At 64.6% G+C, this 24,798-nt stretch carries 20 protein-coding genes; 8 read left to right on the top strand and 12 right to left on the bottom strand.

The window, feature by feature from the left end:
- Positions 1-104: 104 nt before the first annotated feature.
- Positions 105-308 carry a hypothetical protein gene (locus AB7M16_RS26230; RefSeq protein WP_172784920.1) on the bottom strand — a complete coding sequence of 68 codons (204 nt, stop codon included), beginning with the start codon at positions 306-308 and terminating at the stop codon, positions 105-107.
- Positions 309-507: 199 nt separating this feature from the next.
- On the opposite strand from AB7M16_RS26230, the gene AB7M16_RS26225 reads away from it, so the two are divergent.
- Positions 508-1,881, top strand: coding sequence for a leucyl aminopeptidase family protein (locus tag AB7M16_RS26225; protein ID WP_453945496.1), 1,374 nt, complete (start codon positions 508-510; stop codon positions 1,879-1,881).
- Positions 1,874-2,716 (top strand): C40 family peptidase, encoded by an 843-nt coding sequence (locus AB7M16_RS26220; RefSeq protein ID WP_453945494.1) that lies wholly within the window; start codon positions 1,874-1,876, stop codon positions 2,714-2,716. Before AB7M16_RS26225 ends, AB7M16_RS26220 begins: the two co-directional genes overlap by 8 nt.
- 30 nt (positions 2,717-2,746) lie before the next feature.
- Here AB7M16_RS26220 and AB7M16_RS26215 read toward each other — a convergent pair whose 3' ends face one another.
- The 6 genes from AB7M16_RS26215 to AB7M16_RS26190 form a co-directional block, all read right to left on the bottom strand.
- The gene (locus tag AB7M16_RS26215) at positions 2,747-4,384 is read right to left on the bottom strand and encodes an ABC transporter ATP-binding protein (RefSeq protein WP_453945493.1); all 1,638 of its coding nucleotides are present in this window, start codon (positions 4,382-4,384) and stop codon (positions 2,747-2,749) included.
- 5 nt (positions 4,385-4,389) lie between these two features.
- A complete protein-coding gene (locus AB7M16_RS26210; protein WP_172784924.1) occupies positions 4,390-5,568 on the bottom strand; it encodes an ABC transporter permease in 1,179 nt (392 codons plus the stop codon).
- Positions 5,568-6,677 (bottom strand): microcin C ABC transporter permease YejB, encoded by a 1,110-nt coding sequence (locus AB7M16_RS26205; protein WP_172784925.1) that lies wholly within the window; start codon positions 6,675-6,677, stop codon positions 5,568-5,570. Before AB7M16_RS26205 ends, AB7M16_RS26210 begins: the two co-directional genes overlap by 1 nt.
- A 2-nt stretch (positions 6,678-6,679) precedes the next feature.
- Positions 6,680-8,566, bottom strand: a complete 1,887-nt coding sequence (locus tag AB7M16_RS26200; protein ID WP_453945491.1) for an extracellular solute-binding protein — start codon at positions 8,564-8,566, stop codon at positions 6,680-6,682.
- Between the two features lie 14 nt (positions 8,567-8,580).
- Entirely contained in the window at positions 8,581-10,497 is a 1,917-nt protein-coding gene (locus tag AB7M16_RS26195) for an extracellular solute-binding protein (protein WP_453945490.1), read from the bottom strand.
- A 210-nt stretch (positions 10,498-10,707) separates the two neighbouring features.
- Positions 10,708-11,262, bottom strand: a complete 555-nt coding sequence (locus AB7M16_RS26190) for a c-type cytochrome (protein WP_172784928.1) — start codon at positions 11,260-11,262, stop codon at positions 10,708-10,710.
- 233 nt (positions 11,263-11,495) lie between these two features.
- On the opposite strand from AB7M16_RS26190, the gene AB7M16_RS26185 reads away from it, so the two are divergent.
- A complete protein-coding gene (locus AB7M16_RS26185) occupies positions 11,496-12,236 on the top strand; it encodes a 3-deoxy-manno-octulosonate cytidylyltransferase (protein WP_212254157.1) in 741 nt (246 codons plus the stop codon).
- A 21-nt stretch (positions 12,237-12,257) separates the two neighbouring features.
- Positions 12,258-13,115: a prephenate dehydratase gene (locus tag AB7M16_RS26180; protein ID WP_453945489.1), complete on the top strand. Its 858-nt coding sequence runs from the start codon at positions 12,258-12,260 to the stop codon at positions 13,113-13,115.
- A 154-nt stretch (positions 13,116-13,269) separates the two neighbouring features.
- Here the strand turns inward: AB7M16_RS26180 and AB7M16_RS26175 are convergent, their stop codons facing one another.
- The gene (locus AB7M16_RS26175) at positions 13,270-14,289 is read right to left on the bottom strand and encodes an LLM class flavin-dependent oxidoreductase (protein ID WP_453945488.1); all 1,020 of its coding nucleotides are present in this window, start codon (positions 14,287-14,289) and stop codon (positions 13,270-13,272) included.
- Between the two features lie 372 nt (positions 14,290-14,661).
- On the opposite strand from AB7M16_RS26175, the gene metF reads away from it, so the two are divergent.
- Together metF and metH are read left to right on the top strand one after the other, a co-directional pair.
- Positions 14,662-15,582 (top strand): methylenetetrahydrofolate reductase [NAD(P)H], encoded by a 921-nt coding sequence (metF, locus tag AB7M16_RS26170; RefSeq protein WP_439365667.1) that lies wholly within the window; start codon positions 14,662-14,664, stop codon positions 15,580-15,582.
- A 6-nt stretch (positions 15,583-15,588) separates the two neighbouring features.
- The gene (gene metH, locus AB7M16_RS26165) at positions 15,589-19,479 is read left to right on the top strand and encodes a methionine synthase (RefSeq protein ID WP_453945487.1); all 3,891 of its coding nucleotides are present in this window, start codon (positions 15,589-15,591) and stop codon (positions 19,477-19,479) included.
- 242 nt (positions 19,480-19,721) lie between these two features.
- Here metH and AB7M16_RS26160 read toward each other — a convergent pair whose 3' ends face one another.
- A complete protein-coding gene (locus tag AB7M16_RS26160; protein WP_453945486.1) occupies positions 19,722-20,351 on the bottom strand; it encodes a glutathione S-transferase family protein in 630 nt (209 codons plus the stop codon).
- Positions 20,352-20,484: 133 nt separating this feature from the next.
- Positions 20,485-20,787: an ArsR/SmtB family transcription factor gene (locus AB7M16_RS26155; RefSeq protein ID WP_057028173.1), complete on the bottom strand. Its 303-nt coding sequence runs from the start codon at positions 20,785-20,787 to the stop codon at positions 20,485-20,487.
- Positions 20,788-20,814: 27 nt separating this feature from the next.
- On the opposite strand from AB7M16_RS26155, the gene AB7M16_RS26150 reads away from it, so the two are divergent.
- Positions 20,815-21,798, top strand: coding sequence for a threonine/serine dehydratase (locus AB7M16_RS26150; RefSeq protein WP_453945485.1), 984 nt, complete (start codon positions 20,815-20,817; stop codon positions 21,796-21,798).
- Between the two features lie 11 nt (positions 21,799-21,809).
- A complete protein-coding gene (locus tag AB7M16_RS26145; RefSeq protein ID WP_453945484.1) occupies positions 21,810-22,229 on the top strand; it encodes a DUF6636 domain-containing protein in 420 nt (139 codons plus the stop codon).
- A gap of 222 nt (positions 22,230-22,451) precedes the next feature.
- On the opposite strand, the gene AB7M16_RS26140 is transcribed toward AB7M16_RS26145, so the two are convergent.
- Both AB7M16_RS26140 and glpK read right to left on the bottom strand, forming a co-directional pair.
- Complete coding sequence (locus AB7M16_RS26140) at positions 22,452-23,045, bottom strand: GNAT family N-acetyltransferase (RefSeq protein ID WP_453945483.1); 594 nt, start codon at positions 23,043-23,045, stop codon at positions 22,452-22,454.
- Between the two features lie 213 nt (positions 23,046-23,258).
- Positions 23,259-24,764, bottom strand: coding sequence for a glycerol kinase GlpK (gene glpK / locus AB7M16_RS26135; RefSeq protein ID WP_453945482.1), 1,506 nt, complete (start codon positions 24,762-24,764; stop codon positions 23,259-23,261).
- Positions 24,765-24,798: the final 34 nt, after the last annotated feature.

Genomic DNA, 24,798 nt, shown 5'->3' with positions numbered 1-24,798 from the left:
TGCCACAACCAAAGCGCTAGTAAAGCCCTGCGGCCGCGGCGTCGCGAACGGCAGCTCTCGGCGTCAGATACGAGATTTGTCCGAGGAGGTTTCGTCTCGTCCGCTCAATATTCGATGGCAATCCGCTTGCGGATCTCGTCGACGCGCCTGTCGAGCGCATCGAAGCGCGCGTGGACGGAGCGGTCGTGGAGATAGAAGAGGTAGCCGCCGGCAAGGAACGCGAAGATCCAATGGTGGTGCTCGACATAACCGAAGATCACCTCGATAGCCTGGCCGATGAACGTAACCACGCTCCACACAAACTCCATTGCATGTCCTCCCGGCGCGTTTGTCGTCGGTCGCCCCCGATTTCATTCTGGCGACCGTTGCCGGAACCTACCATGGCCCCCTTGAGGCGAGTAGCGGCTCGCCGAACGGTGACGGCAAAGCCGATTGCAGCCGCGGCCAAACTCTGCGAAGTCTCGTCCGTTCGCATGACTCGCCTGAACTGACGATCCGGACCCGCCAATGCCTTCTGTCTTCGAGACGTCATCCACCGCCACCCCGATCACCTTCGTCGCCAAATCGAGCTGGGATCAGGTCGCCGAGACGCTGCCGCCGGCGCAACGCCAGTTCGCGCGCGCCAGCGCCTTTGCCGGCAAGCCGGGCGGCTATCTTGCCCTGCCCGCGACCGACGGCGCCATTGCACAGGTGCTATTCGGGCTCGAGGAGGAGAGCGCAAGATCGCGCGACCTGTTTCGGCCCGGCGCCCTGCCCGGCCTTTTGCCGCCGGGCACCTATCGGTTTGCGAATGCACCGCACGACGCACGGCTCGCGGCGCTCGCGTTCGCGCTGGGATGCTATCGCTTCGCCCGCTACCGTAAGGCTGATCGCCCCGAGGTCCGGCTGGTGCCGCCTGACGGTGTCGATGCGGCCGAGATCGAGCGGATTGCCGATGCCGCAATGCTCGCGCGCGACCTCATCAACACGCCCTCCAACGACATGGGCCCGGACGAGCTCGCCGCAGCGGCGCAAGCGCTCGCCGCCGAGTTCGGCGCGAGCTTCGCCTGCACCATCGGCGAAGAGCTGGCGAAGAGCTTTCCGCTGATCCACGCCGTCGGCGTGGCCTCCAGCCGCGCGCCGCGGCTGATCGACATCGTCTGGGGCGATCCTGATCATCCCAAGGTGACGCTGGTCGGCAAAGGCGTGTGCTTCGACACCGGCGGCCTGGACCTGAAGCCGTCGAGCGGCATGCTGATCATGAAGAAGGACATGGGCGGCGCCGCCAACGTGCTGGCGCTGGCGCGCATGGTGATGGATGCGAAGCTGAAGGTGCGGCTGCGCGTGCTGATCCCGGCGGTCGAGAACGCCGTCGCCGGCAATGCCTTCCGCCCGCTCGATATCTTCACCTCGCGCAAGGGGATCACGGTCGAGATCGGAAACACCGACGCCGAAGGCCGCCTCGTGCTCGCCGACGCGCTGGCGCTGGCCGACGAGGAGACGCCCGATCTGCTGATCGACCTGGGCACGCTGACCGGCGCGGCCCGCGTCGCGCTGGGACCGGATCTGCCGCCCTTCTACACCAATGATGAGACGCTGGCCGCCGACGTCGCGCGCTGCGCGATGAAGGAGAACGATCCGTTGTGGCGCATGCCGCTGTGGCCGCCTTACGATGCCTGGCTGGACTCCAAGACCGCCACCATCACCAATGCGCCGTCGGGCGGTTTTGCCGGCTCGATCACCTGCGCCCTGTTCCTGCAACGCTTCGTCGAGCGCGCCAAGAGCTGGCTGCATGTCGATATCTTTGGCTGGACGCCGTCGGCGAAGCCGGCACGGCCCGAAGGCGGCGAGTGCCAGGCCGCGCGCGCCATCTACGCACTGCTGAGCGAGCGCTATGCATGACCCGCGGCTGACACCGGCGCGCGGCGACCTCGCCGCCAAATATCTCGAAGGCAAGGTGCAGGCGGATCGCTACGTCGCCGGCGAGGAATTCGAGGTGGTCGAAGCGATTGCGCCGGTGCGCGAGCAGCCGTCTTCGAACGCGATGCTGATGACGGAGGCCCTGCGCGGCGAACGTGTCACGGTCTACGACCGCAACGGCGAGGGTTGGGCGTGGGGCCAGCTCAATGGCGATGGCTATGTCGGCTGGCTGCCGGATGCTGCGCTCGCAAAGCCGGCGGCCGCCCCAACTCACTTGGTCAGCGCGCTGCGGACGTTTGCGTTCCCCGGACCCTCGATCAAACTCCCGCCGGCCGACACGCTCGTGATGGGATCGAAGCTCGCCGTGGCGCGCCAGGACGGCGGCTTCGCCGTGACGCACGACGGCAGATATCTGCCGAGATCGCATCTCGCTCCGCTCGATCATCGCGAAGCGGATTTCGTCGCGGTCGCCGAGCGCTTCCTCGGCACGCCCTATCTCTGGGGCGGCAAAAGCAGCTTTGGCATCGATTGCTCCGGCCTCGTCCAGGTCTCGCTGGCATCGACCGGGATCGGCTGCCCGCGCGACAGCGACATGCAGCTCGCCGGTCTCGGCCGTGCGCTGGAGCCGCATGAATGGAGCAGCTTGCAGCGCGGCGATCTGATCTTCTGGAAAGGTCATGTCGCGATCGTGCGCGATGCCGCCACCATGGTTCACGCCAATGCGCATCACATGGCAACGGTGATCGAGCCGATCGAGCCGGCGATCGCGCGGATCAAGGCGGCCGGCAGCGAGGTCGTTGCGATCAAGCGGCTGTAGCCGCGCACCTTGTAGATGGGTAGAGCGCAGCTACGTCGCCACCGCCCCATTCCCGGCCGTTTCCAGCCGGAACGCGGCCGCGAACAGCGCGCGGGTGTAGTCCGTCTTCGGATTCCTGAACAGCTCGGCGGCCTGGCCTTCCTCGACCACCTTGCCGCCGCGCATCACGATGAGGTGGCTGGCGAGCGAGGCGACGACGCGCAAATCGTGCGAGATGAACATGTAGGTGAGCTCGCGCTTGCGCTGCAGCTCGCGCAACAGATCGACCATCTGCGCCTGGAACAGCATGTCGAGTGCGCTGGTCGGCTCGTCGAGCACGACAAAATCCGGCTCCAGCACGATCGCGCGCGCGATCGAGATGCGCTGACGCTGGCCGCCGGAGAATTCGTGCGGATAGCGGAAGCGCGTCTCCGGATTGAGCCCGACATCCTCGAGCGCCTTGACGACGCGCGCCTCGCGTTCTTCGCGCGAGAGCTTCGGCTGATGCACGGACAGGCCTTCGGCGATGATGTCGGCGACCGACATACGTGGTGAGAGCGAGCCGAACGGATCCTGAAACACGATCTGCATGTCGCGCCGGAAGGGACGCATCTCCTGGAAACGCAGGCCCTGGATGTCTTTCCCTAAGAACACGATGCGGCCGTTCGAGGAGATCAGCCGCAGCAGCGCCAGTCCCAGCGTCGTCTTGCCCGAGCCGGATTCGCCGACCACGCCGAGCGTCTCGCCCTTGCGTACGGCGACGCTGACGCCGTCGACCGCCTTGATGTGGCCGACCGTCTTGCGCATCAGGCCGCGCTTGATCGGGAACCAGACTTTGAGATCATCGGCCGACATCACCACCGGCGCATCCGGCTGCGGCGGCGCCGGATCGGGCTTGGGCTCGGCCGCGAGCAGGTCGCGCGTATAGGGATGTTTCGGGCTCTTGAAGACCTGCTCGACCGGCCCCTGCTCGACGATCGCGCCGCCCTTCATGACGCAGACGGTGTCGGCGATGCGGCGCACGATGCCGAGATCGTGGGTGATGAACAACAGGCTCATGCCCAGCCGCGAGCGGATCTCGGCGAGCAGCGCCAGGATCTGCGCCTGCACGGTAACGTCGAGCGCGGTGGTCGGCTCGTCCGCGATCAGAAGGTCCGGCTCGTTGGCGAGCGCCATCGCGATCATCACGCGCTGGCGCTGGCCGCCGGAGAGCTGGTGCGGATAGCTGTTCAGCCGGGTCTCCGGATCGGGAATACCGACCTGGGTCAGCAGCTCCAGCGTCCGCTTGCGCGCCTGCGCATTGCTGGTCGGATTGTGCAGCTGGATGATCTCGCCGATCTGCGCCTCGATCGTGTGCAGCGGATTGAGCGAGGTCATCGGCTCCTGGAAGATGATCGAGATGTCGCTGCCCCTGAGCTCGCGCATCTGCTGCTCGGATTGGTCGATCAGCTCCTGCCCCTTGAAGCGGATGCTGCCGGAGGGGTGGGAGGCGTTCGGATAGGGCAGCAGCTTCAGGATCGACAGCGCGCTGACCGACTTGCCGGAACCGGATTCGCCGACCAGCGCGACGCATTCGCCGCGCTTGATCTGGAACGAGACCTTGTCGACCGCGAGCGTGGTGGCGCCCCCCTGATGGAAAGCCACCGAGAGATCGCGCACGCTGAGCAGAGGCTGGTTGATCGCGTCCATGTACCTTACCTGAACGTCTTGCGCGGATCGAAGGCGTCGCGCACGGCTTCGCCGATGAAGATCAGGAGCGACAGCATGATCGCGACCGAGAAGAAGCCGGAGAAGCCGAGCCACGGCGCCTGCACATTGGCCTTGGCCTGCGACAGCAGCTCACCGAGGGAAGGCGAACCCGGTGGCAGGCCGAAGCCGAGGAAATCGAGCGCCGTCAGCGTCATCACCGAGCTCGACACGATGAACGGCAGGAACGTCATGGTCGCGACCATCGCGTTCGGCAGCAGGTGACGGAACATGATCACGGGATTGGAGACGCCGAGCGCCCGCGCCGCCTGGATGTATTCGAAATTGCGCCCGCGCAGGAACTCGGCTCGCACGAGACCGACCAGCGAGACCCAGGAGAACAGCAGCAGGATGCCGAGCAGCACGAAGAAGCCGGGTACGAGCACCGAGGACAGGATCAGGAGTAGATAGAGCGATGGAATCGCGGTCCAGATCTCGATGAAGCGCTGGAAGATCAGATCGACCCACCCGCCGAAATAGCCCTGCACCGCGCCCGCCGCGATGCCGATGACGGACGAGACGATGGTGAGACAAAGGCCGAATAGCACGGAGATGCGGAAGCCGTAGATCAGCCGCGCCACCACGTCGCGGCCCTGATCGTCGGTCCCAAGCCAGTTGTATTCGAGATCGCGGCAGCTCTTCAGCCCCTTCTTCTCGACCACCGGCTTGCACTGCTTCTCCGTCAGCATCCAGGTCGGCGGCGACGGCGCCGGCGTCGGCAAATCGAGATTATGGGTGTCGTAGGAGTAGCGGATCAGCGGCCAGACGATGCTGCCGCCCTTTTCCTTGATCAGCTTCTGCAAGTACGGGTCGCGATAATCGGCCGCCGTCTCGAAATCGCCGCCGAACGTCGTCTCCGAATAGGTGACGAAGGCCGGCCAATAGAGACGGCCATCGAACTTGATCAGGAAGGGCCGATCATTGGCAATCAGCTCGGCGAACAGCGAAATCACGAACAGGCCGATGAAGATCCAGAAGGACCAGTAGCCGCGGCGGTTCGCCTTGAAGTTCTGCCAGCGCCGCCGGTTGAGCGGCGACGGAGCGAACGGCTTGCGCGTGATCGGAACGACATCGCCGAGCGGCGACTTCGCTGTGGTCTCGATCGGCGTCGGCGCGGTGATCGTCATCAGACCTCCCGCGCTTCGAAATCGATCCGGGGGTCGATCCACATATAGGTCAGGTCGGAGATCAAGTTGATGACGAGTCCGACCAGCGAAAAGATGTAGAGCGTGCCGAACACCACGGGATAGTCGCGGTTGAGCACGCTCTCGAAGCTGAGCAGCCCGAGCCCGTCCAGCGAGAAGATCGTCTCGATCAGCAGCGAGCCGGAAAAGAAGGCGTGGATGAAAGTGCCGGGGAAGCCGGCGATCACGATCAGCATCGCGTTGCGGAAGACGTGGCCGTAGAGCACCCGGTTCTCGCTACAGCCCTTGGCGCGGGCGGTCATGACGTATTGCTTGCGGATCTCGTCCAGGAACGAGTTCTTGGTCAGGAACGTCATGGTGGTGAAGGCACCCAGCCCCATGGCGATCAGCGGCAGCGTCAGATGCCAGAAATAATCGATGATCTTCCAATACCAGGGAAACTGCGACCAGCCGTCCGAGGTGAGTCCGCGCAACGGGAACCAGTTGAAGAAGGAGCCGCCGGCAAACAGGATGATGAGGAGGATGGCGAACAGAAAACCGGGGATGGCGTAGCCGAGCACGAGTACCGTCGAGGTCCAGGTGTCGAAGCGCGCCCCGTCGTTCACGGCCTTGCGAATGCCGAGCGGGATCGAGATCAGATACGTCACAAGCGTCAGCCAGAGGCCAAGCGAGATCGAGACGGGCAGCTTCTCCTTGATGAGCTGGAGCACGCTGACGTCGCGAAAATAGCTCTTGCCGAAATCGAAGCGGGCGAAGTTCCACACCATCAGCAGGAAGCGTTCCGGCGCGGGCTTGTCGAAGCCGAACTGCACCTCCAGCTTCTTGATGAAATCAGGGTCGAGGCCCTGCGCGCCGCGATATTTCGAGTTGATGGCATCGCCGCCAGCACCGACCTGTCCCGGCGCGCGCTGCGCAAAATCGCTGCCGCCGGAAATACGCGAGGTCCCGCCGGTATCGGCACCCGAGAGCTGCGCGATTACGCGCTCGACCGGGCCGCCCGGCGCGAACTGCACGACGACAAAGGACACGAAGAGGATTCCGAGCAGCGTCGGAATCATCAGCAGGATGCGGCGGGCGATATAGGCGCTCATGGCTATTTTGCCTGCTCGAGCTTGGCCGCCTTGGCGGGCTCATACCACCAGATCTCCGGCGCGCCGACGCCATTGGCATAGCGCGGCAGCTTCTGCGGATGGCCGAACTGATCCCAATAGGCCAGCCGGTGCGTCTTGTTGTACCATTGCGGTATCCAATAGCGACCGGCGCGGAACAGGCGATCGAACGCGCGGCAAGCGACGGTCAGCTCTTCGCGGCTGTCGGCCGCCATGATCTTCTCGATCATGGCATCGATCGCCGGACTGGCGACGCCGGCGAGATTGTACGAGCCCTTGGTGTTTGCGACCTGCGAGGAAAAGAATGCGCGCATGGCATCGCCTGGTGTCGCCGACATGCTGAAGCGCTGGATCGTCAGGTCGAAATCAAAATCTTCCTGCCGGGCTTTGTGCTGTACGGCATCGACGAGGCGCACGCTCGCTTCGATGCCGAGCGTCGCGAGATTCTTGATGTAAGGCGCGTGGTGCGGCTGGAACGAGGGCTCATCCAGCAGGAACTCGATCTTGAATACCTCGCCGTTCGGCAGTACCCGCTTGCCGTCCTTGATGGGCACGCCGGCCTCGGTCAGCAATTGCTGCGCCTTGCGGAGAAGGCTGCGATCCTGACCGGAGCCGTCAGAGGTCGGCGGCGTGAACGGCGCCGCAAACACCTCGTCGGGAACCTGGCCGCGAAACGGCTCCAGCAGCTTCAGCTCTTCCGGCGAAGGCGGCGCATTGCCCGCCATGAGGTCCGAGTTCTGGAACGGCGACACCGTACGGGCATAAGCGCCGTACATGATGGTCTTGTTGGTCCATTCGAAATCGAAAGCGTTGATCAGCGCCTCGCGCACGCGGGGGTCCTTGAATTTGTCGCGCCGCGTATTAATGAACCAACCTTGCGCACCGGAGGGCGTGTCGTCGGGCACGACCTCCATCTTGACACGGCCGTCCTTGACCGCGGGGAAGTCATAGCGCGTTGCCCAGATGCGCGAAGTGAACTCCTCCCGGTAGAGATAGCTCTTGCCGGTAAAGCCCTCGAAGGCGACGTCGCGGTCGCGGTAGAATTCGTAGCGGACGACATCGAAGTTGTAGCTGCCGCGGCAGGGCGGCAGATCAGCGGCCCACCAGTCCTTCACGCGCTCGAACTCGATGTAGCGATTGACCTCGAACCTGCCGACCCTGTACGGGCCCGAGCCGAGCGGAATCTCCAGCGACGATTCATCGAACGGGCGGGACGCGTAGTACGCCTTCGAGAAGATCGGCAGGCTGGCGACATAGAGCGGCACGTCGCGCGCACGCCCCTTGGCAAAGGTGACCACGAGCGTCGCATCGTCGAGGGCTTCCGCGCTGACCATGTCGCGCATCTGCACGATGATCAGCGGATGCCCCTTGGTCTTCAGCGTCGTCAGCGAAAAAGCTGCATCGTGGGCCGTGAGCCTGGTCCCGTCGTGGAACTTCGCTTCCGGCCGCATCGTGAAGCGATAGACCAGCTTGTCCGGTGATATTTGCACGGATTTGGCGGCCAGCCCGTACATTGCGTCAGGCTCGTCACTTGCCCGGACCATCAGCGGCGAAAACGTCATGTCCATACCTTGTGCGCCGTCGCCTTTCAGGATGAAGGCGTTGAGCGAGTTGAAGGTCTGGTAGGACTGATTGTAGGCGCGCACCGACGGGATCAGCGAGAACGTGCCGCCTTTCGGCGCATCGACATTGACATAGTCGAAATGATGGAAGTCGGCGGGATATTTGAGATCGCCGAACGCCGACATGCCGTGCGCCTCGATCGCCGCTTCCGATGCTCGTGCGCCGCGCAACGGCTGCGCACCCAGCGACGCCCCGAGGGCGCCGCCAATACCCAAGACCAGCACATGGCGGCGTGACATCTGCGTCATGCGGGAATTGTCCTTCACGACTTCTTTGCGATCCGCGCCGCCTTGTCTGCGTCGTACCACCAGATGAACGGGAAGCCCGACTGACCGTATTTGGGCAGTTCCGCCGGCCGGCCAAAGCGATCCCAGCGTGCGGTGCGGACCTTGTTGTAGGTCCATTGCGGAACGACGTAGTGATTCCACAACAGCACGCGGTCGAGTGCCTTGGTGGCCGCGACGAGATCGTCGCGATCAGTGGCGTAGATCACCCGCTCGATCAGCTTGTCGACGGCCGGATTCTTGATGCCGGCGATGTTGCGCGAGCCGGCGATGTCGGCCGACTTGGACGACCAGAACTCGCGCTGCTCGTTGCCCGGCGATTGCGATTCGCCCCACGAGTTCGTGACGATGTCGAAGTCCCACTCGCGCGTCCTGTTCTCATATTGAGTCGGATCGACCGTCCGCACGCTCACGGCAATGCCGAGCCGCTCCAGCGACGGCTTGTAGAACAGCGTAATTCGTTCGAAGCTGGGATCCGAGTTGAGCAATTCCAGCGAGAACTGGGCGCCGGTCTTGACGTCGATCAGCTTGCGGTCGCGCACCTCGTAGCCGGCCTCCTTGAACAGGCGCAGCGCCTCACGCAGATTGTCACGCACCGCTTCCGGGTTGCCTCCTACCGGATTGGTATAGGCCGTCGTGAAGACTTCGGGCGGCAGCTGGGCGCGAATCGTCTCGAGGATCTCGAGCTCTTTTCCCTGCGGCAATCCGGTTGCCATCAGCTCGTCGATGCCGTCGAAATAGCTGCTGATGCGCTTGTACTGACCGAAGAAGATCTGCTTGTTCATCTCCTCGAAGTCGAACGCGTAGTTGAGCGCACGACGAACACGCGGATCGCTGAACTTGGCGCGGCGCAGGTTCGGCACGAAGGCCTGCATCACGCCCGAGCTGCGATTGGCGAACTCCTCGAGGATTACCCGCTTTTCGGTCACGGCCGGGAAATCGTAGGCGGTCGCCCAGCTCTTCGCGCTGTTCTCGGTACGCCAATCCACCTGGTCGGCCTTGAAGGCCTCGATCGCAACGGTGCCGTCGCGAAAATATTCGTAGCGCAGCTCGTCGAAATTGTTGCGGCCCACATTTATGGGAAGATCGCGACCCCAATAGTCCTTGACGCGCTCCAGCGCGATCGACCGTCCTGCAACGAAATCCTTGATCTTGTAGGGACCGGACCCGAGCGGCACTTCGAGCGTGGTGGTGGACACATCGCGCTTGCGGCCCTGCGCATCGGTCCCCTCCCACCAATGCTTCGGCAGCACGATGAGCTGCCCGACGATCTGCGGCAGCTCGCGGTTACCCGGCGCGTCGAACACGAACTTCACCTCGCGCTCGCCGACCTTCTCGGCCTTCACCACATGGCTGTAATAGGCCGAGTACATCGGATGGTGCTTCTTGAAGGAATCGAGCGAGAAGATCACGTCCTCCGGCGTGACGGGCTTGCCGTCGTGCCATTTCGCCTGCGGCCGCAGGCGATAGGTGACGAAGGAAAAATCGTCGGGATGGCTGACCGCTTCGGCCAGCGCGCCGTATTCGGTCGAGACCTCGTCAAGCGACTGGGTCAGGAGCGATTCGTAGATGAATGCGACGGCGCCGGCGACCTGGCCCTTCACGCCCGAGACGACGATGTTGAAATTGTCGAACGTGCCGACGGCGATCTGGCGCGCCACGCCGCCTTTGGGCGCGTCCGGATTGACGTAGTCGAAGCGCTTGAAGTCGGCGGGATACTTGACCTTTCCGAACAGGGACAGCGCGTGGCGCCAAGGCAACCCACCAGAAGGCAGTTCGCTTGCCGATTGCGCCTGTGCCGTGCCGGCGACGGGAACGCCCGCGACGGAACCAAGGGTTGGAAGCGCTGCCGCAGCAGTGCCGGTGAGCAGGAGATCGCGTCGGGTAATGGCCAAATCAACATCCCTGTCTTGAAGGAGGCTACTCCTTTAAGTTCCCAATATAGGCGAGGTTTCGACGGAATATGTTGCTTTTTCCTCATCTTGGAAGCCCGGCCGGCCTATCGGATGCGGCCAAACGCCCCGATAACGTCGTTGCGAGGTCCGGATAAGGAAACGGCCAGGCTTTTCAGCCTGGCCGCATATCCGAAAAATGCTCTGGAAGTCTTACTTCGACGCGGTCGGCAGCGGCTGCGGATGCTCCGACAGCGAGTTCAGATAGGCAATGACGTCGGCGCGCTCGGAATCCTTCGGAATGCCGGCGAAGCCCATGGCAGTGCCCGGGATGAAGCCCTTCGGGTTGGCAATGAACTTGTTGAGGTCGTCGAAGGTCCACGTGCCGCCCTTGGCCTTCATGGCAGCCGAGAAGTTGAAGCCGCCACGGCCCTCACCCCGCTTCTCGCCGACCACGCCATAGAGGTTCGGACCGACACGATTCGGGCCACCCTTCTCGAAGGTGTGGCAGGCGCCGCACTTCTTGGCGGCGGCAGCGCCCTTCTCGACGGAGGCAGTCTGGAGCAGCTTTTCGATCGGCTCGGAGGAGGCTGCGGCGGCGCCACCTTCCTTGCCATGGCCAGCGTCTTCCTTCACCGCGATCTCGAAGCCCGGCTTTTCCGGCATCTTGGGGGAGAACAGTGCGCTCGCGGTGAAGCTCGTCACCAGCAGGAAGAGACAGGTGCCGAGCACGGCACCGAGAATCTTATTGAGTTCGAAAGAGTCCATTTCCGGCCAGGCCCCACCGCAAGAAGGAAACAGCGGCCCAAGCGGCCGCCAGGACGAGCCTCGGGAGAATCAAACGTTCCTTATTGTTTCCCCGAGTTTTGCCATTGAGATATCGGTTTGCCCGGGGTCTGGCAACCCGTATAAGCGAGCCGGCTTCAGGCCCGTCCCCATCCCATTTCCCGGTGCGGAAAACGCTCCGTTTTCAGGCTCTTGACCCCAGACCTTTGAACCCAATGATCGACCCCCGCATCCTGGTTCTGATCCCGGCCCGCATGGCGGCTACCCGCCTGCCCGGCAAGCCGCTCGCCGATATCGCGGGACTGCCGATGATCGTGCATGTGCTGCGCCGCGCAGAGGCCGCTGCAATCGGCCGGGTTGCGGTCGCGACCGACACCGACGAAATCGCCTCGGTCGTGACCGCCCATGGCGGTGAGGCAGTGATGACCCGCGCCGACCACCCCTCCGGCTCCGACCGCATCCACGAAGCCATGCAGAAACTCGATCCCGAGGGCAAGGCCGAGATCGTGATCAATCTCCAGGGCGATTTCCCGACCATCACGCCGCAGACCATCCGCGAGGTGCTGCCCCCCTTCGACGATCCCGCGGTCGACATCGTCACATTGGCCTCGCAGATCCACACCGAGGAGGAGGACCTCGCGCCGAGCGTGGTGAAGGCGATCGGTTCGCCGATCGGGCCGAAGCGGTTGCGGGCACTTTATTTCACCCGGGCCACAGCCCCTCACGGCAACGGACCGCGATACCATCACATCGGGCTTTATGCCTATCGCCGCGCGGCGCTGGAGCGGTTCGTATCGCTGCCGCCGTCGCCCCTGGAACGTCAGGAGAGCCTGGAGCAGCTCCGGGCGGTGGAGGCCGGCATGCGGATCGACATCATGATCGTCGATAGCGTGCCTCGCGGCGTCGACACGCCGCCCGATCTCGAAACCGCGCGCAGCATCCTTTCCAAATCCTGAGCCGCTGCTACAAGGCCGAGCATGAGCAAGATGAAGATCGCATTCCAGGGCGAACCCGGAGCCAATTCCCACATCGCCATCGTCGAGGCCTATCCCGGCGCCGAGCCGATGCCCTGCGCCACGTTTGAGGACGCGCTGTCGGCGATCTCGTCGGGCGAGGCCGATCTCGGCATGATCCCGATCGAGAATTCGGTCGCCGGCCGCGTCGCCGACATCCATCATTTGCTGCCGGCGTCCGGCCTCTTCATCGTCGGCGAATGGTTTCTGCCGGTGCGGCATCAGCTGATGGCGGTGAAGGGGACCAAGCTCGAGGACATCAAGAGCGTCGAGAGCCACGTGCACGCGCTCGGCCAGTGCCGGCGCATCATCCGCAAGCTCGGCATCAAGCCGATCGTGCACGCCGACACCGCCGGCAGCGCCCGCGACATCTCGGAGCGCAAGGACAAGACGGTGGCCGCGATCGCCTCGCGCCTGGCCGCAAAGATCTATGGCCTAGACATCCTCGCCGAGGACATCGAGGACGAGGCCCACAACACCACGCGCTTCGTGGTGCTGGCGCGCGAGCCGAAATGGGCGCCCCAAGGCACCGCGCCGCTCGTCACGACTTTTGTTTTCCGCGTGCGCAATTTGCCGGCGGCGCTCTACAAGGCGCTCGGCGGCTTCGCCACCAATGGCGTCAACATGACCAAGCTCGAGAGCTACATGGTGGACGGCAATTTCTTCGCCACGCAGTTTTATGCCGATGTCGATGGCCACCCCGATGACAAGGGCCTCGCCTTCGCCATCGAGGAGCTGAAATTCTTCTCGCGCGAATTCCGCATCGTCGGCGTGTATCCGGGCCATCCGTTCCGCGCGACATTCAGCGAGGCGCAGGATTGATAGCGTGTCCCGGACGCGCGAAGCGCGAGCCGGGACCCAGGGACAGAATACCCAGTCGCGAGATGGGCCCCGGCTCTGCAGCGCACCGCTGCACCGGACGATACTTCGCATCGCCGGGGAAGCGCTGCGCTGCGTCCGGGGCACGAGAGCGGGTTTACGCGCTTTCTCTTTTCGCCAGCCCGAACGCCTCCGCCAGCAGCGAATACGACTTCTTTCGGGCCTCGTGGTCATACACCGCCGTGATCACCATCAGCTCGTCCGGTTTGCTCGCGTAGATCAAGGGCTGCAGCTTCTTCTGCACCGTCGCGGGGCTGCCGACGAACAGGCGCGAACGGTTGCGCAGGATCGAGGTGCGCTCGGCATCCGTATACGGATAGGCCAAGGCCTCCTCGACGCTCGGCAGCGGCAGATATTGACCACGGTCGCGGCGAAGGCGGTTGAGGTCGAAGGACGAGGCGAGCCTTTCGGCCTCCTCGTCGGTATCGGCCGCGATGACGGCGACCGCGAGAATGGCATGCGGGCTCGCGCGCCACGCCGAGGGCTGAAATCGATTGCGGTAATGCACCATCGCATCGATCGCGTCGTGGGATGCGAAATGATGGGCGAAGGCGAAGCCCATGCCGACCTGGGCGGCCAATTCCGAGGAATAATCGCTGGAGCCAAGCAGCCAGATCGGCGGTAGCCTGGTGTCGTCGGGCATGGCGACGACGTTGTTGTATGGGTGCCCTGCGGGGAATTCGCGCGTCTCCCACAGGATCAATTCGTGCAGGCGCTCCAGGAAATCGTCGCCCTCGCGACGGTCGAGCCGGCTTCTGAGCGCGTAGGCCGTGGCACCGTCGGTGCCGGGCGCGCGGCCGAGACCGAGATCGATCCGGCCGGGAAACAGCGCCTCCAGCATCTTGAAGCGCTCGGCGACGACCAGCGGCGCGTGGTTGGGTAGCATCACGCCGCCGGAGCCGACGCGGAGATGCTTCGTCACCGCCGCGATCTGCCCGATCATGACGTCGGGCGCCGGGCTCGCGACAGAGGCGAGGTTGTGATGCTCGGCGAGCCAGTAGCGGACATAGCCGAGGCCATCGACGTGACGCGCCAGATCGATGCTGTTGCGTAGCGCCGCGGCGGGCTTGGTGCCTGTTGTGACGACGGAGAGGTCGAGGACGGAGAGCGGGATCATGGCCGGTTAACGTAATGGAGGCCGTCGCGGCGGCAATGGGCGGGCTGCGCAGGCCTGACGTGTACGGACGGGCGGGCCCGCCAGCGGCTCAGGTTGGGCCAATTGCTGCTTGCTTGTAGACGGTTCTATCTTGCCCACCACGAAACTGGGCCCGCGAAACGAAGCCAACGAATGATAATTCTTTTAAATCAATATATTATGTCGGCCACCCTCATTCCCACCGAACGCGCGATTCAAACGAATAACCTGCACATCCGCGCTTAAATGGGCAACTTCCCATCAATGATGGGCTGTCGACCCGGGGGCCTTTGCCGTATTTTAGGTCTCCGAAGCTAGATCCGATCGCCGGCCTACATTGGAGTGAGTGGCGCCATGACTGACCTGACGACGCCTGCGACAGCCGACCGGCAAGATGGGCACCTGAAACGGCCTGCGATCTCCTTCGAATTCTTTCCGCCCAAGACGGAAGAGATGGAGCGCAATCTCTGGGAGACGATCAACCGGCTCGCCCCACTCGAGCCGAAATTCGTCTCGGTGACCTATGGCGCCGGCGGCTCGACCCGCGAGCGCACGCATTCGACCATCGCGCGCATCCTGCAAGAGACCGCACTGCTGCCGGCGGCGCATCTGACCTGCGTCGGCGCTTCGCGCAGCGAGATCGACGAGATCGTCGACCGCTATCACGAGGTCGGCGTCCGCCACATCGTGGCCTTGCGCGGCGATCCCGTCGGCGGCATCGGCACGCCCTATTCGAGCCATCCCGAGGGTTATCAGAGCTCGGCCGGGCTCGTCGCCGGGATCAAGAAGCGGCACGGCGATATCGAGGTCTCGGTCTCGGCCTATCCCGAGAAGCACCCTGAATCGCGCGACTTCGATGCCGATATCGACACGCTCAAGGCCAAGGTCGATGCGGGTGCGACGCGCGCGATCACCCAGGTGTTCTTCGACAACGACCTCTACTTCCGCTATCTCGACCGCGTGCGTGCGCGCGGCATCGATATCCCGATCGTGCCCGGCATCATGCCCATGCACAATTTCAAGCAGGCGCGCAATTTCGTCACCCGGAACGGCACCTCCGTGCCCGACTGGCTCGCCGCGAAATTCGAGGGCCTCGATGACGATGCCGAAACGCGCAAGCTGGTGGCGGCGACCGTCGCCGCGGGCCAGGTGCAGAAGCTCGCCAAGCACGGCGTCGACACCTTCCATTTCTACACCATGAACCGCGCCGATCTCGTGTTCGCGATCAGCCATTTGCTCGGCATTCGCGCCAAGAGCGCGCAGAAGGCGGCATAAGAGAAAATGACCGTGACCGTCTCTCCGAAGCGAACTGCTCTCCTTGCCGCCGCGCGCGAGCGCATCCTCGTGCTCGACGGCGCCATGGGCACGATGATCCAGAACCTGCAGCTCGACGAGAAAGCCTTCCGCGGCGAACGCTTCAAGAACTTCCATCGCGACCTGCGCGGCAACAACGATTTGTTGATCCTGACGCAGCCGCAGGCGATCGAGGACATCCACGCGGCCTACTTGCGCGCCGGCGCCGACATCGTCGCGACCAACACCTTCTCGACGACCTCGATCGCGCAGGCCGATTACGACCTCACCGACATCGTCTACGAGATGGCGCGCGAGGGCGCCCGCCTAGCCGGCAATGCCGCCCGCCGCGTCGCGGCCGAGGACGGCAAGCCGCGCTTCGTCGCCGGCGCAATCGGTCCCACCAACCGCACGGCCTCGATCTCGCCCGATGTTTCCAATCCCGGCTATCGCGCCGTCACCTTCGACGATCTGCGCAAGTCCTATGGCGAGCAGATCCGCGGCCTGATCGACGGCGGCGTCGATCTCTTGCTGGTCGAGACCATCTTCGACACGCTCAACGCCAAGGCGGCGCTCTATGCGATCGCGGAGATCACCGAAGAGCGCGGCATCGACATGCCCGTGATGGTGTCAGGCACCATCACCGACAAGTCCGGCCGCCTGCTGTCGGGGCAGATGCCGGAAGCGTTCTGGAATTCGGTGCGGCATGCAAAGCCTGTGACCATCGGCTTCAACTGTGCGCTCGGCGCCGAAGATCTGCGCGCGCACATCGCCGACATCGGCCGCGTCGCCGACACGCTCGTGTGCGCCTATCCCAATGCCGGCCTGCCGAACGAGTTCGGCCAGTATGACGAGACGCCAGAGTACATGGCACGGCTGATCGGCGAGTTCGCGCGCGATGGCCTCGTCAACATCGTCGGCGGCTGCTGCGGCACGACGCCGGACCATATCGCCGCGATCGCAGCTGCGGTCGCCCCGCACAAGCCGCGCATCGTGCCGGAGATCACCCCGCGCCTGCGGCTCTCCGGCCTCGAGCCTTTCGTGCTGACGGACGCGATCCCCTTCGTCAATGTCGGCGAGCGCACCAACGTCACCGGCTCGGCCCGCTTCCGCAAGCTGATCACCGCCGGCGACTACACCGCCGCGCTCCAGGTCGCGCGCGACCAGGTCGAAAACGGCGCGCAAATTATCGACGTCAACATGGACGAGGGCCTGCTCGATTCAGAAGCGGCGATGGTGACCTTCCTCAACCTCGTCGCCGCCGAGCCCGACATCGCCCGCGTGCCCGTGATGGTGGACTCCTCGAAATTCTCGGTGATCGAAGCCGGCCTGAAATGCGTGCAGGGCAAGCCGGTCGTGAACTCGATCTCGATGAAGGAAGGCGAGGAGAAGTTCATTCACGAGGCGAAGATCGCCCGCCGTCATGGCGCGGCCGTCGTCGTCATGGCGTTCGACGAGGTCGGCCAGGCCGATACGTTCGCGCGCAAGACCGAGATCTGCAAGCGCGCCTACGACATCCTGGTGAACAAGGTCGGCTTCCCGCCCGAGGACATCATCTTCGATCCGAACATCTTCGCGATCGCGACCGGCATCGAGGAGCACAACAATTACGGCGTCGACTTCATTGAGGCGACGCGCTGGATCCGCCAGAACCTGCCGGGCGCGCATGTCTCGGGCGGCGTCTCCAATCTGTCGTTCTCGTTCCGCGGCAACGAGCCGGTGCGCGAGGCCATGCACTCGGTGTTCCTGTATCACGCCATCAAGGCCGGCATGGACATGGGCATCGTCAATGCCGGTCAGATGATCGTCTATGACGACATCGATCCGGAGCTGCGCCAGACCTGCGAGGACGTCGTCCTCAATCGCGACCCCGGCGCGAGCGAACGCCTGCTGGCGCTCGCCGAGAAATTCCGCGGCAAGAAGACGGAAAGCAAGGAAGCCGATCTCGCCTGGCGCGAATGGCCGGTGGAGAAGCGGCTGTCGCATTCGCTGGTGCATGGCAACACCGAGTTCATCGAGCAGGACACCGAGGAAGCCCGCAAGAAGTCCTCGCGCCCACTCGATGTCATCGAAGGCCCGCTGATGGCCGGCATGAACGTGGTCGGCGACCTCTTCGGCGACGGCAAGATGTTTTTGCCGCAGGTGGTGAAGTCCGCGCGCGTCATGAAGCAGGCCGTTGCTTACCTCATGCCGTTCATGGAGGAGGAGAAGGCGCGCAACCTTGCGAGCGGCATCGGCACCGAGGGCTCCTCGTCCGCCGGCAAGATCGTCCTCGCGACGGTGAAGGGCGACGTCCACGACATCGGCAAGAACATCGTCGGCATCGTGCTCCAGTGCAACAATTTCGAGGTCATCGACCTCGGCGTGATGGTGCCGGCGGCGAAGATCGTCGAGACCGTGAAAGCGGAGAAGGCCGACATCGTCGGGCTCTCGGGCCTGATCACGCCCTCGCTCGACGAGATGGCGTTCTTCGCCGGCGAATTGCAGCGTGAAGGCTTGAGGCTGCCGCTCTTGATCGGCGGCGCCACCACCAGTCGCGTGCATACGGCGGTGAAGATCGACCCGAGCTATCGCGCCGGTCCCGTCGTGCACGTCAACGATGCCAGCCGCGCCGTCGGCGTCGCCTCCGCGCTGCTCTCGCCGGAGAAGCGCGAGGCCTATGCGGCCGAGGTGCGCGCCGAATACGCAAAGATCTCGGAGGCGCATCTGCGCGCGCAGGCCGACAAGAAGCGGCTGAAGCTCGCTGATGCCCGCGCCAACCGCGTGCCGGTCGACTTTGCCGCGAACAAGCCGGTGAAGCCGACCTTCCTCGGCACCAAAAGCTTCGACGAATATGATCTCGCCGAGCTCGTGCCCTATATCGACTGGACGCCGTTCTTCCAGACCTGGGAGCTCGCGGGACGTTTCCCCGCCATCCTCGACGACGCCAAGGTCGGCGAGGTCGCGCGCTCGCTCTATGACGATGCGCGCAAGATGCTCGACACCATCGTCAAGGAAAAGTGGTTCCGGGCGCGCGCGACGATCGGCTTCTGGCCGGCGAATGCGCAAGGTGACGACATCGTGCTCTATGCCGACGAGAGCCGGACCAAGAGCATCGCGACGCTGCACACGCTGCGCCAGCAGCTGGAGAAGCGCGAAGGCCGCTTCAACGCGGCGCTGTCCGACTTCATCGCGCCGGCGGGCGTGCCCGATTACATCGGCGGCTTCGTCGTCACCGCTGGGATCGGCGAGGACGCCGTTGCCGACCGCTTCAAGATGGCCAACGACGACTACTCCTCGATCCTGTGCAAGGCGCTGGCCGACCGCCTCGCCGAGGCCTTTGCCGAACGCATGCATGCCCGCGTGCGCCGCGAGTTCTGGGCCTATGCACCTGACGAGGCGCTCTCCAACGATGAGCTGATCCTGGAGAAATACCAGGGCATCCGCCCCGCGCCCGGCTATCCCGCGCAGCCCGATCACACCGAGAAGGCGACGCTGTTCGAGCTGCTCGATGCGGAGGCGACCGCCGGCGTGAAGCTGACCGAGAGCTTTGCGATGTGGCCGGGCAGTAGCGTGTCGGGGCTCTACTTCGCCAACCCCGAGAGCTATTATTTCGGCGTCGGCAAGATCGAGCGCGACCAGGTCGAGGACTACGCGGCGCGCAAGGGGATGAGCGTGGCGGAAGCCGAGCGCTGGCTCGCGCCGGTGCTCAACTACATCCCGTCGCAGGACAAGGCCTTCGCCGCCACGCCGGCCAACGACGAGATGCCGAAAGACCTCGCCTCGCATCCGCCGGGCTGCACCTGCGCGGTGCACCTCGTGTGGCAGAAAAAAGCGCGCCGGCGCGGGGTAAGCGCGCCTTCAGAACGAAAGTTGAGAAAACAACCCCATGCACAGTAGCGATGGGGTTGAAAGACTTGAACAATTTCGGTCTTGCCGAAAACCGCGTTGCGACGTCGGGCAAAACAGGGGTATTGTTGCATCATCGGGCTGCTATGGCGTCCGACACTCTCGCCAGGCCCAGCGCTGTCATTCCGGGGCGCGCCTCTTGGCGCGAGCCCGGAATCCATTGCTCCACATCATCCGCTGCACGATGGATTCCGGGTTCGCGCTTCGCGCGCCCCGGAATGACAGAGCGCACCTCATCCCTTCGGCGGGGACAGCGGTTGTACGATCTCCTGGAACGGGGCCAGTGCCTCGCAACGCTCGCTATGCGCCGCGAGCGCCGGATAGCGCGACGCATCGAACAGCTGCGGATGCGCTTCGCGGGTAAAGCGGACGACGCAGGCCACCGCGATGTCGGCGTGGCCGATGCGCGTCCCCAGCCAGTACGGCGTCGTCACCTTGGCGCGCTCGGCCTCGAGCACCTCCAGCACGTCCGCGATCTGTGCCTGGCAGCGCTCGACCCACAGCGCGAGCTGCTCCTTCCGCAGCACGCGCTCGTAGAGCAGGCTGACCGCCTTGTCGCCGAGGCCGGAGGCGAGCGCGCAGATGCGCAAATGCCTGCGCCGCTCGGTGCCGCCGCGCGGCAGCATGGCCTTCTCGGGCCCGACGAGGTCGTCGAGATAATCCAGGATGATCATGCTCTCGATCAGCGCCTCGCCGTCGTCGAGCACCAGGGTCGGCACGCGGCGCAACGGATTATAGGGCGCGATCTTGTCGGCATCGCCGAAGGTCGACCATGGCTTGTGCTCGAAGGCGAGCCCGTAGAGCCGGAGCGCAATCGCGACGCGGCGGACGAAGGGGGAATCATATTGGCCGATCAGGAACATGGTTCTCGCTCTTCTCAATCATTGAACAAGGCAGGGCCGATCAGTCTCCACGACCAGCTCGGCGCGGCGCAACAAAAATCTTGGAAAGGGAGCATTGCGCCGGCTGCAACGAGGTCCGCGGGCGGCCTTGCGCTCAAAGGCCGTCCTGGATCGAGCGCTTGATCGCGGCGATGGCCGTCTCGTTGCGCTTGTACATCGTCCATTGCTTGATGCGCTTGGCGCGCACCAGCTTGGCTGCCGTCAGCACCCGCATGTGCTCGCTCAATGTCGGCGCGCTGACCCCGAGCTTTTCGGCGATCAGCAATCCGCAGACGCCGTCCTCGACCAGGTCGCCATCTTCCTGCTCGCGAAAATGCCGCCGCGGATCCCGCAGCCATTCCAGGATCTGCAGGCGGCGTTCGTTGGCGAGCGCGCGCAAGGCGACGGCAAATTTCATTTAGCCATTTTGCTAATTACCTAATTGATGTCAACGCTCCCTTGGGCTATCCTGGACGGTATCATGACAGCGACAATGGACATCAATCGGGAGCGGATTGCGGCGACCGAGCCGGTCATCCGTCCGCATATCAGGCGCACGCCGCTTGTTCAGGCCGATCTCGCCGATTTCGGCCTGCCGGCAGCACCCGTCACCTTCAAGCTCGAGATGCTGCAGCATTCCGGATCGTTCAAGGCGCGCGGCGCCTTCGCCAATCTGTTGCTGCGGCAGGTGCCGCAGGCCGGCGTCGTCGCCGCATCCGGCGGCAATCACGGCGCGGCCGTCGCCTATGCGGCGCAGCGGCTCGGCATTCCCGCCACGATCTTCGTGCCCGACATCACCTCGCCGGCCAAGGCCGAGCGGATCAGGGCTTATGGCGCAAAGCTCGTGATCGCGGGCAGCCGCTACGCCGATGCGCTCGCCGCGAGCGAGGCGCATGTCGCGCAGACCGGCGCGCTGGCCGTCCATGCCTACGATCAGGCCGAAACCCTGCTCGGCCAGGGCAGCGTCGGACTGGAATTGGAGCAGGATGCGCCCGGCATCGACACGCTGCTGGTGGCGGTCGGCGGCGGCGGGCTGATCGGCGGCATTGCGGCATGGTACGCCGGCAGGACACGCATCGTCGCGGTCGAGCCGGAGCAATCGCCCACCCTGCACGCCGCGTTCGAGGCGGGCGCTCCGGTCGATGCGCCGGCCGGCGGCATCGCCGCCGACAGCCTTGCGCCGCGGCGCGTCGGCGAGCTGATGTTTCCGGTCGCGCGGGCCCATGTCGAGCGCGTCGTCCTGGTCAGCGACGATGCGATCCGGCAGGCCCAGGCCGCGCTGTGGTCGCACTTGCGCCTCGTCGCCGAGCCCGGCGGTGCCGCCGCCTTTGCCGCGGTGCTCTCCGGCCGCTATCGTCCTTCGCCTGCCGAGCGTCTCGCGATTTTGGTCTGCGGCGCCAACACGACGGCGGTGAATTTCGATAGCTGAGTGGGAATGACATGACGGCACCGCGCGGACTGATCCTGCTATCGATCCTGCTGCCGATGATCGGTGCCACCCACGCGCAGGATGGCCCGATCGGCTTCCTGACGCCGTCGACGAACATCGCCTGCCAGTTCTTCACCGACAACGGTCAAGGCGTGCTCCGCTGCGACATCATGAACATGGACGCGCGCCCGCGCCGGCCCGCCGATTGCGAGCTTGACTGGGGTCACGCCTTCGAGATGAGCGCGAAGGGCGCAGCAAGCCGCATCTGCGCAGGGGACACCGTGATGGACCCCTCGCTGCCGGTGCTGGCCTATGGCGAGGTGTGGCAGCGCGGGGGATTCACGTGCCGGTCGGAGGAGAGCGGGCTGACGTGCTTCAATGCGATGCAGCGGGGGTTTTCGCTGGCGCGGGGGAAGCAGGAGGTGTTTTGAGATCGTAGGCCCATTGCATGCGGAAAAGCAGGTCCCGGACTTTGCTGTGCGCCATCCAGTACGGCGCCGCCGCCCTTTGATGTGCTAATCAGAACATTGACGTCAGCGCAGCACTTCGTCATTGCGAGCGCAGCGAAGCAATCCAGAAACTCTTCGTGCAGACATTCTGGATTGCTTCGTCGCAAGGGCTCCTCGCAATGACGGTGAGGAGGCAGCCGCACACTACTCGATGATCGGCACATGCGGGGCCGCATCGCGCGGCGACCTCCCGTCGAGCCGCGGGTCGTCGTCGATTTCGATCTGGCGGCGAAAGGGGCGGAAGCCGGAGCGCTGATAGAATGCCACCGCCCCGGGATGATCGAAAGTGCAGGTGTGCAGCCAGAGGCGGCGGAGGTCGCGTGACCATGCGATCTCCAGCGCACGATTCATCAGGAAGCGGGCGGCACCCGTTCCGATCAGGCCGGCGGTGACGCCGAAATAGACCACCTCGCACTGACCGGGCTCGCGGAAATCCATCTCCAGAAAGCCTTCATCGCGCCCATCCATGACGAGGGCATAGACCTCGACGCCGGGCGCGTGGATGATCGCGGCGAGCTCGGTGTCGGTCAGATGCGGCCGCGCCAGCCACAGCCAGTTCTCGCCGACGCGGCGATAGAGATCGCGGTACCAGGGAATCGCAGGGGCATCGACCTTCCGCAATGACCAGTTTCCCGGCGGATCGTCGCAGCGCGCGGGAAGCGTGGTCATCTCCAGATGGGTGACGACGGCGGCGATCTTGCCGTTCGGCACGTCGGAATAGCCGTCGGGGACGATCATGCTTCGTTGCTTACTTTCGTTATGGGCGAGCGGGCGGCGCCGTTTGAGCCACCACAGCAGCGCCACACTCCGTCATTGCGAGCGTAGCGAAGCAATCCAGGATCTTTCCGCAGAGGCAGTCTGGATTGCTTCGTCGCAAGAGCTCCTCGCAATGACGACGTGGAGGCAGTTGAGCGCGCCTCGCGGCGTCGAGCCGCGAGGCCGTGCCTACGCCTACCCCTCCCCCTCGTCGCTCGCCAGCACGCCCTTCACCGCCCTCGCCCAGCCGGCGAGCTTCCGCTCGCGCGTGGCCTGGCTCATGTTCGGCTTGAAGCGGTGCTCGAGGCGCCAATTGTCGGCGAATTTGGTCGGCTCGGGATAGACGCCGGCATTGAGGCCGGCGAGGTAGGCGGCGCCCAGCGCCGTGGTCTCCTGGATCACGGGGCGGTCGACCGGGGCATCGAGGAGATCGGCGAGGCGCTGCATGGTCCAGTCGGAGGCGGTCATGCCGCCGTCGACGCGGAGCACGACGCTGGCGGTTTCCGAGCTCGGCCAGTCCGCGCGCATCGCGGCCCAGAGGTCGAAGGTCTGGTAGCAGACGCTTTCCAGCGCCGCATGGGCGAGCTCGGCGGGGCCGGTGTTGCGGGTGAGGCCGAACAGCGCGCCACGGACGCGCGGATTCCAGTACGGCGCGCCCATGCCGACGAAGGCGGGGACGAGATAAACGCTCTGCATGGAATCCGATTGATCGGCAAGCGGCCCGGTCTCGGCGGCATGCTTGATGATGCCGAGGCCGTCGCGCAGCCATTGCACGGCGGAGCCCGCGACGAAGATCGAGCCTTCGAGCGCGTAGGTGCGTTTGCCATCGAGCTGATAGGCGACGGTGGTGAGCAGCTTGTTCCTGGAGACCACGGGCGTGGTGCCGGTGTTGAGCAGCGCGAAGCAGCCGGTGCCGTAGGTGGACTTCATCATGCCCGGGCGGAAGCAAGCCTGGCCGATGGTGGCGGCCTGCTGGTCGCCGGCGATGCCGGAGATCGCGATGGCGCCGCCGAACAGGTCCGGCGTGCTCTCGCCGAAGCGGGCGGAGGAGTCCTTCACCTCGGGCAGCATCGAGCGCGGCACGCCGATGATTTCTAGCAGCTCGTCGTCCCACTGGCCGGTGTGGATGTTGAACAGCAGCGTGCGCGAGGCGTTGGTGGCGTCGGTGGCGTGCACCTTGCCGCCGGTGAGGCGCCAGAGCAGATAGCAATCGACGGTGCCGAACATCAATTCGCCGCGCGCGGCGCGCGCCCGGGCCCCGGGAACGTGGTCGAGGATCCAGGCGACTTTCGTTCCGGAGAAATAGGGGTCGATGATCAGGCCGGTCTTCTGCGAGATCACGCCCTCGCGGCCGTCGGCTTTCAGTTTCGCGCAGATGTCGGCGGTGCGCCGGTCCTGCCAGACGATGGCGCGGTGCACGGCCTGGCCGGTGGCGCGGTCCCACACCACGGTGGTCTCGCGCTGGTTGGTGATGCCGATCGCGGCGATGTCCTTTGCGGTGATGCCGGCGTGCTCGATCGCCTCGCGGCAGACCATCACGGTCGAGGTCCAGATGTCCTCGGGCTCGTGCTCGACCCAGCCCGAGGCCGGAAAATGCTGCGGAAACTCGGCCTGCGCCTTGGCGGCGATGGAAATATCGCCGCGAAACACGATCGCGCGCGAAGAGGTGGTGCCCTGGTCGATGGCGAGGACGAAAGGCATGGCGGCTTACCTTGATGTTTTCTTGAATGTGTTC

The organism is Bradyrhizobium sp. USDA 372, from assembly GCF_053629095.1.
The sequence above is the reverse complement of the archived record's forward strand: the minus strand, read 5'-3'. Positions and strand labels throughout refer to the sequence as shown.

Excerpts from the sequence above, each read along its gene's own strand:
- AB7M16_RS26220 (WP_453945494.1), top strand. The coding sequence starts at position 1,874 with ATGCATGACCCGCGGCTGACACCGGCGCGCGGCGACCTCGCCGCCAAA.
- AB7M16_RS26180 (WP_453945489.1), top strand. The coding sequence starts at position 12,258 with ATGAGCAAGATGAAGATCGCATTCCAGGGCGAACCCGGAGCCAATTCC.
- AB7M16_RS26205 (WP_172784925.1), bottom strand. The coding sequence starts at position 6,677 with ATGAGCGCCTATATCGCCCGCCGCATCCTGCTGATGATTCCGACGCTG.
- AB7M16_RS26185 (WP_212254157.1), top strand. The coding sequence starts at position 11,496 with ATGATCGACCCCCGCATCCTGGTTCTGATCCCGGCCCGCATGGCGGCT.
- AB7M16_RS26215 (WP_453945493.1), bottom strand. The coding sequence starts at position 4,384 with ATGGACGCGATCAACCAGCCTCTGCTCAGCGTGCGCGATCTCTCGGTG.
- AB7M16_RS26190 (WP_172784928.1), bottom strand. The coding sequence starts at position 11,262 with ATGGACTCTTTCGAACTCAATAAGATTCTCGGTGCCGTGCTCGGCACC.
- AB7M16_RS26140 (WP_453945483.1), bottom strand. The coding sequence starts at position 23,045 with ATGATCGTCCCCGACGGCTATTCCGACGTGCCGAACGGCAAGATCGCC.
- AB7M16_RS26225 (WP_453945496.1), top strand. The coding sequence starts at position 508 with ATGCCTTCTGTCTTCGAGACGTCATCCACCGCCACCCCGATCACCTTC.
- AB7M16_RS26145 (WP_453945484.1), top strand. The coding sequence starts at position 21,810 with ATGACGGCACCGCGCGGACTGATCCTGCTATCGATCCTGCTGCCGATG.
- AB7M16_RS26230 (WP_172784920.1), bottom strand. The coding sequence starts at position 308 with ATGGAGTTTGTGTGGAGCGTGGTTACGTTCATCGGCCAGGCTATCGAG.
- glpK (WP_453945482.1), bottom strand. The coding sequence starts at position 24,764 with ATGCCTTTCGTCCTCGCCATCGACCAGGGCACCACCTCTTCGCGCGCG.
- AB7M16_RS26155 (WP_057028173.1), bottom strand. The coding sequence starts at position 20,787 with ATGAAATTTGCCGTCGCCTTGCGCGCGCTCGCCAACGAACGCCGCCTG.
- AB7M16_RS26200 (WP_453945491.1), bottom strand. The coding sequence starts at position 8,566 with ATGACGCAGATGTCACGCCGCCATGTGCTGGTCTTGGGTATTGGCGGC.
- AB7M16_RS26150 (WP_453945485.1), top strand. The coding sequence starts at position 20,815 with ATGTCAACGCTCCCTTGGGCTATCCTGGACGGTATCATGACAGCGACA.
- AB7M16_RS26160 (WP_453945486.1), bottom strand. The coding sequence starts at position 20,351 with ATGTTCCTGATCGGCCAATATGATTCCCCCTTCGTCCGCCGCGTCGCG.
- AB7M16_RS26210 (WP_172784924.1), bottom strand. The coding sequence starts at position 5,568 with ATGACGATCACCGCGCCGACGCCGATCGAGACCACAGCGAAGTCGCCG.
- AB7M16_RS26175 (WP_453945488.1), bottom strand. The coding sequence starts at position 14,289 with ATGATCCCGCTCTCCGTCCTCGACCTCTCCGTCGTCACAACAGGCACC.
- metH (WP_453945487.1), top strand. The coding sequence starts at position 15,589 with ATGACCGTGACCGTCTCTCCGAAGCGAACTGCTCTCCTTGCCGCCGCG.
- metF (WP_439365667.1), top strand. The coding sequence starts at position 14,662 with ATGACTGACCTGACGACGCCTGCGACAGCCGACCGGCAAGATGGGCAC.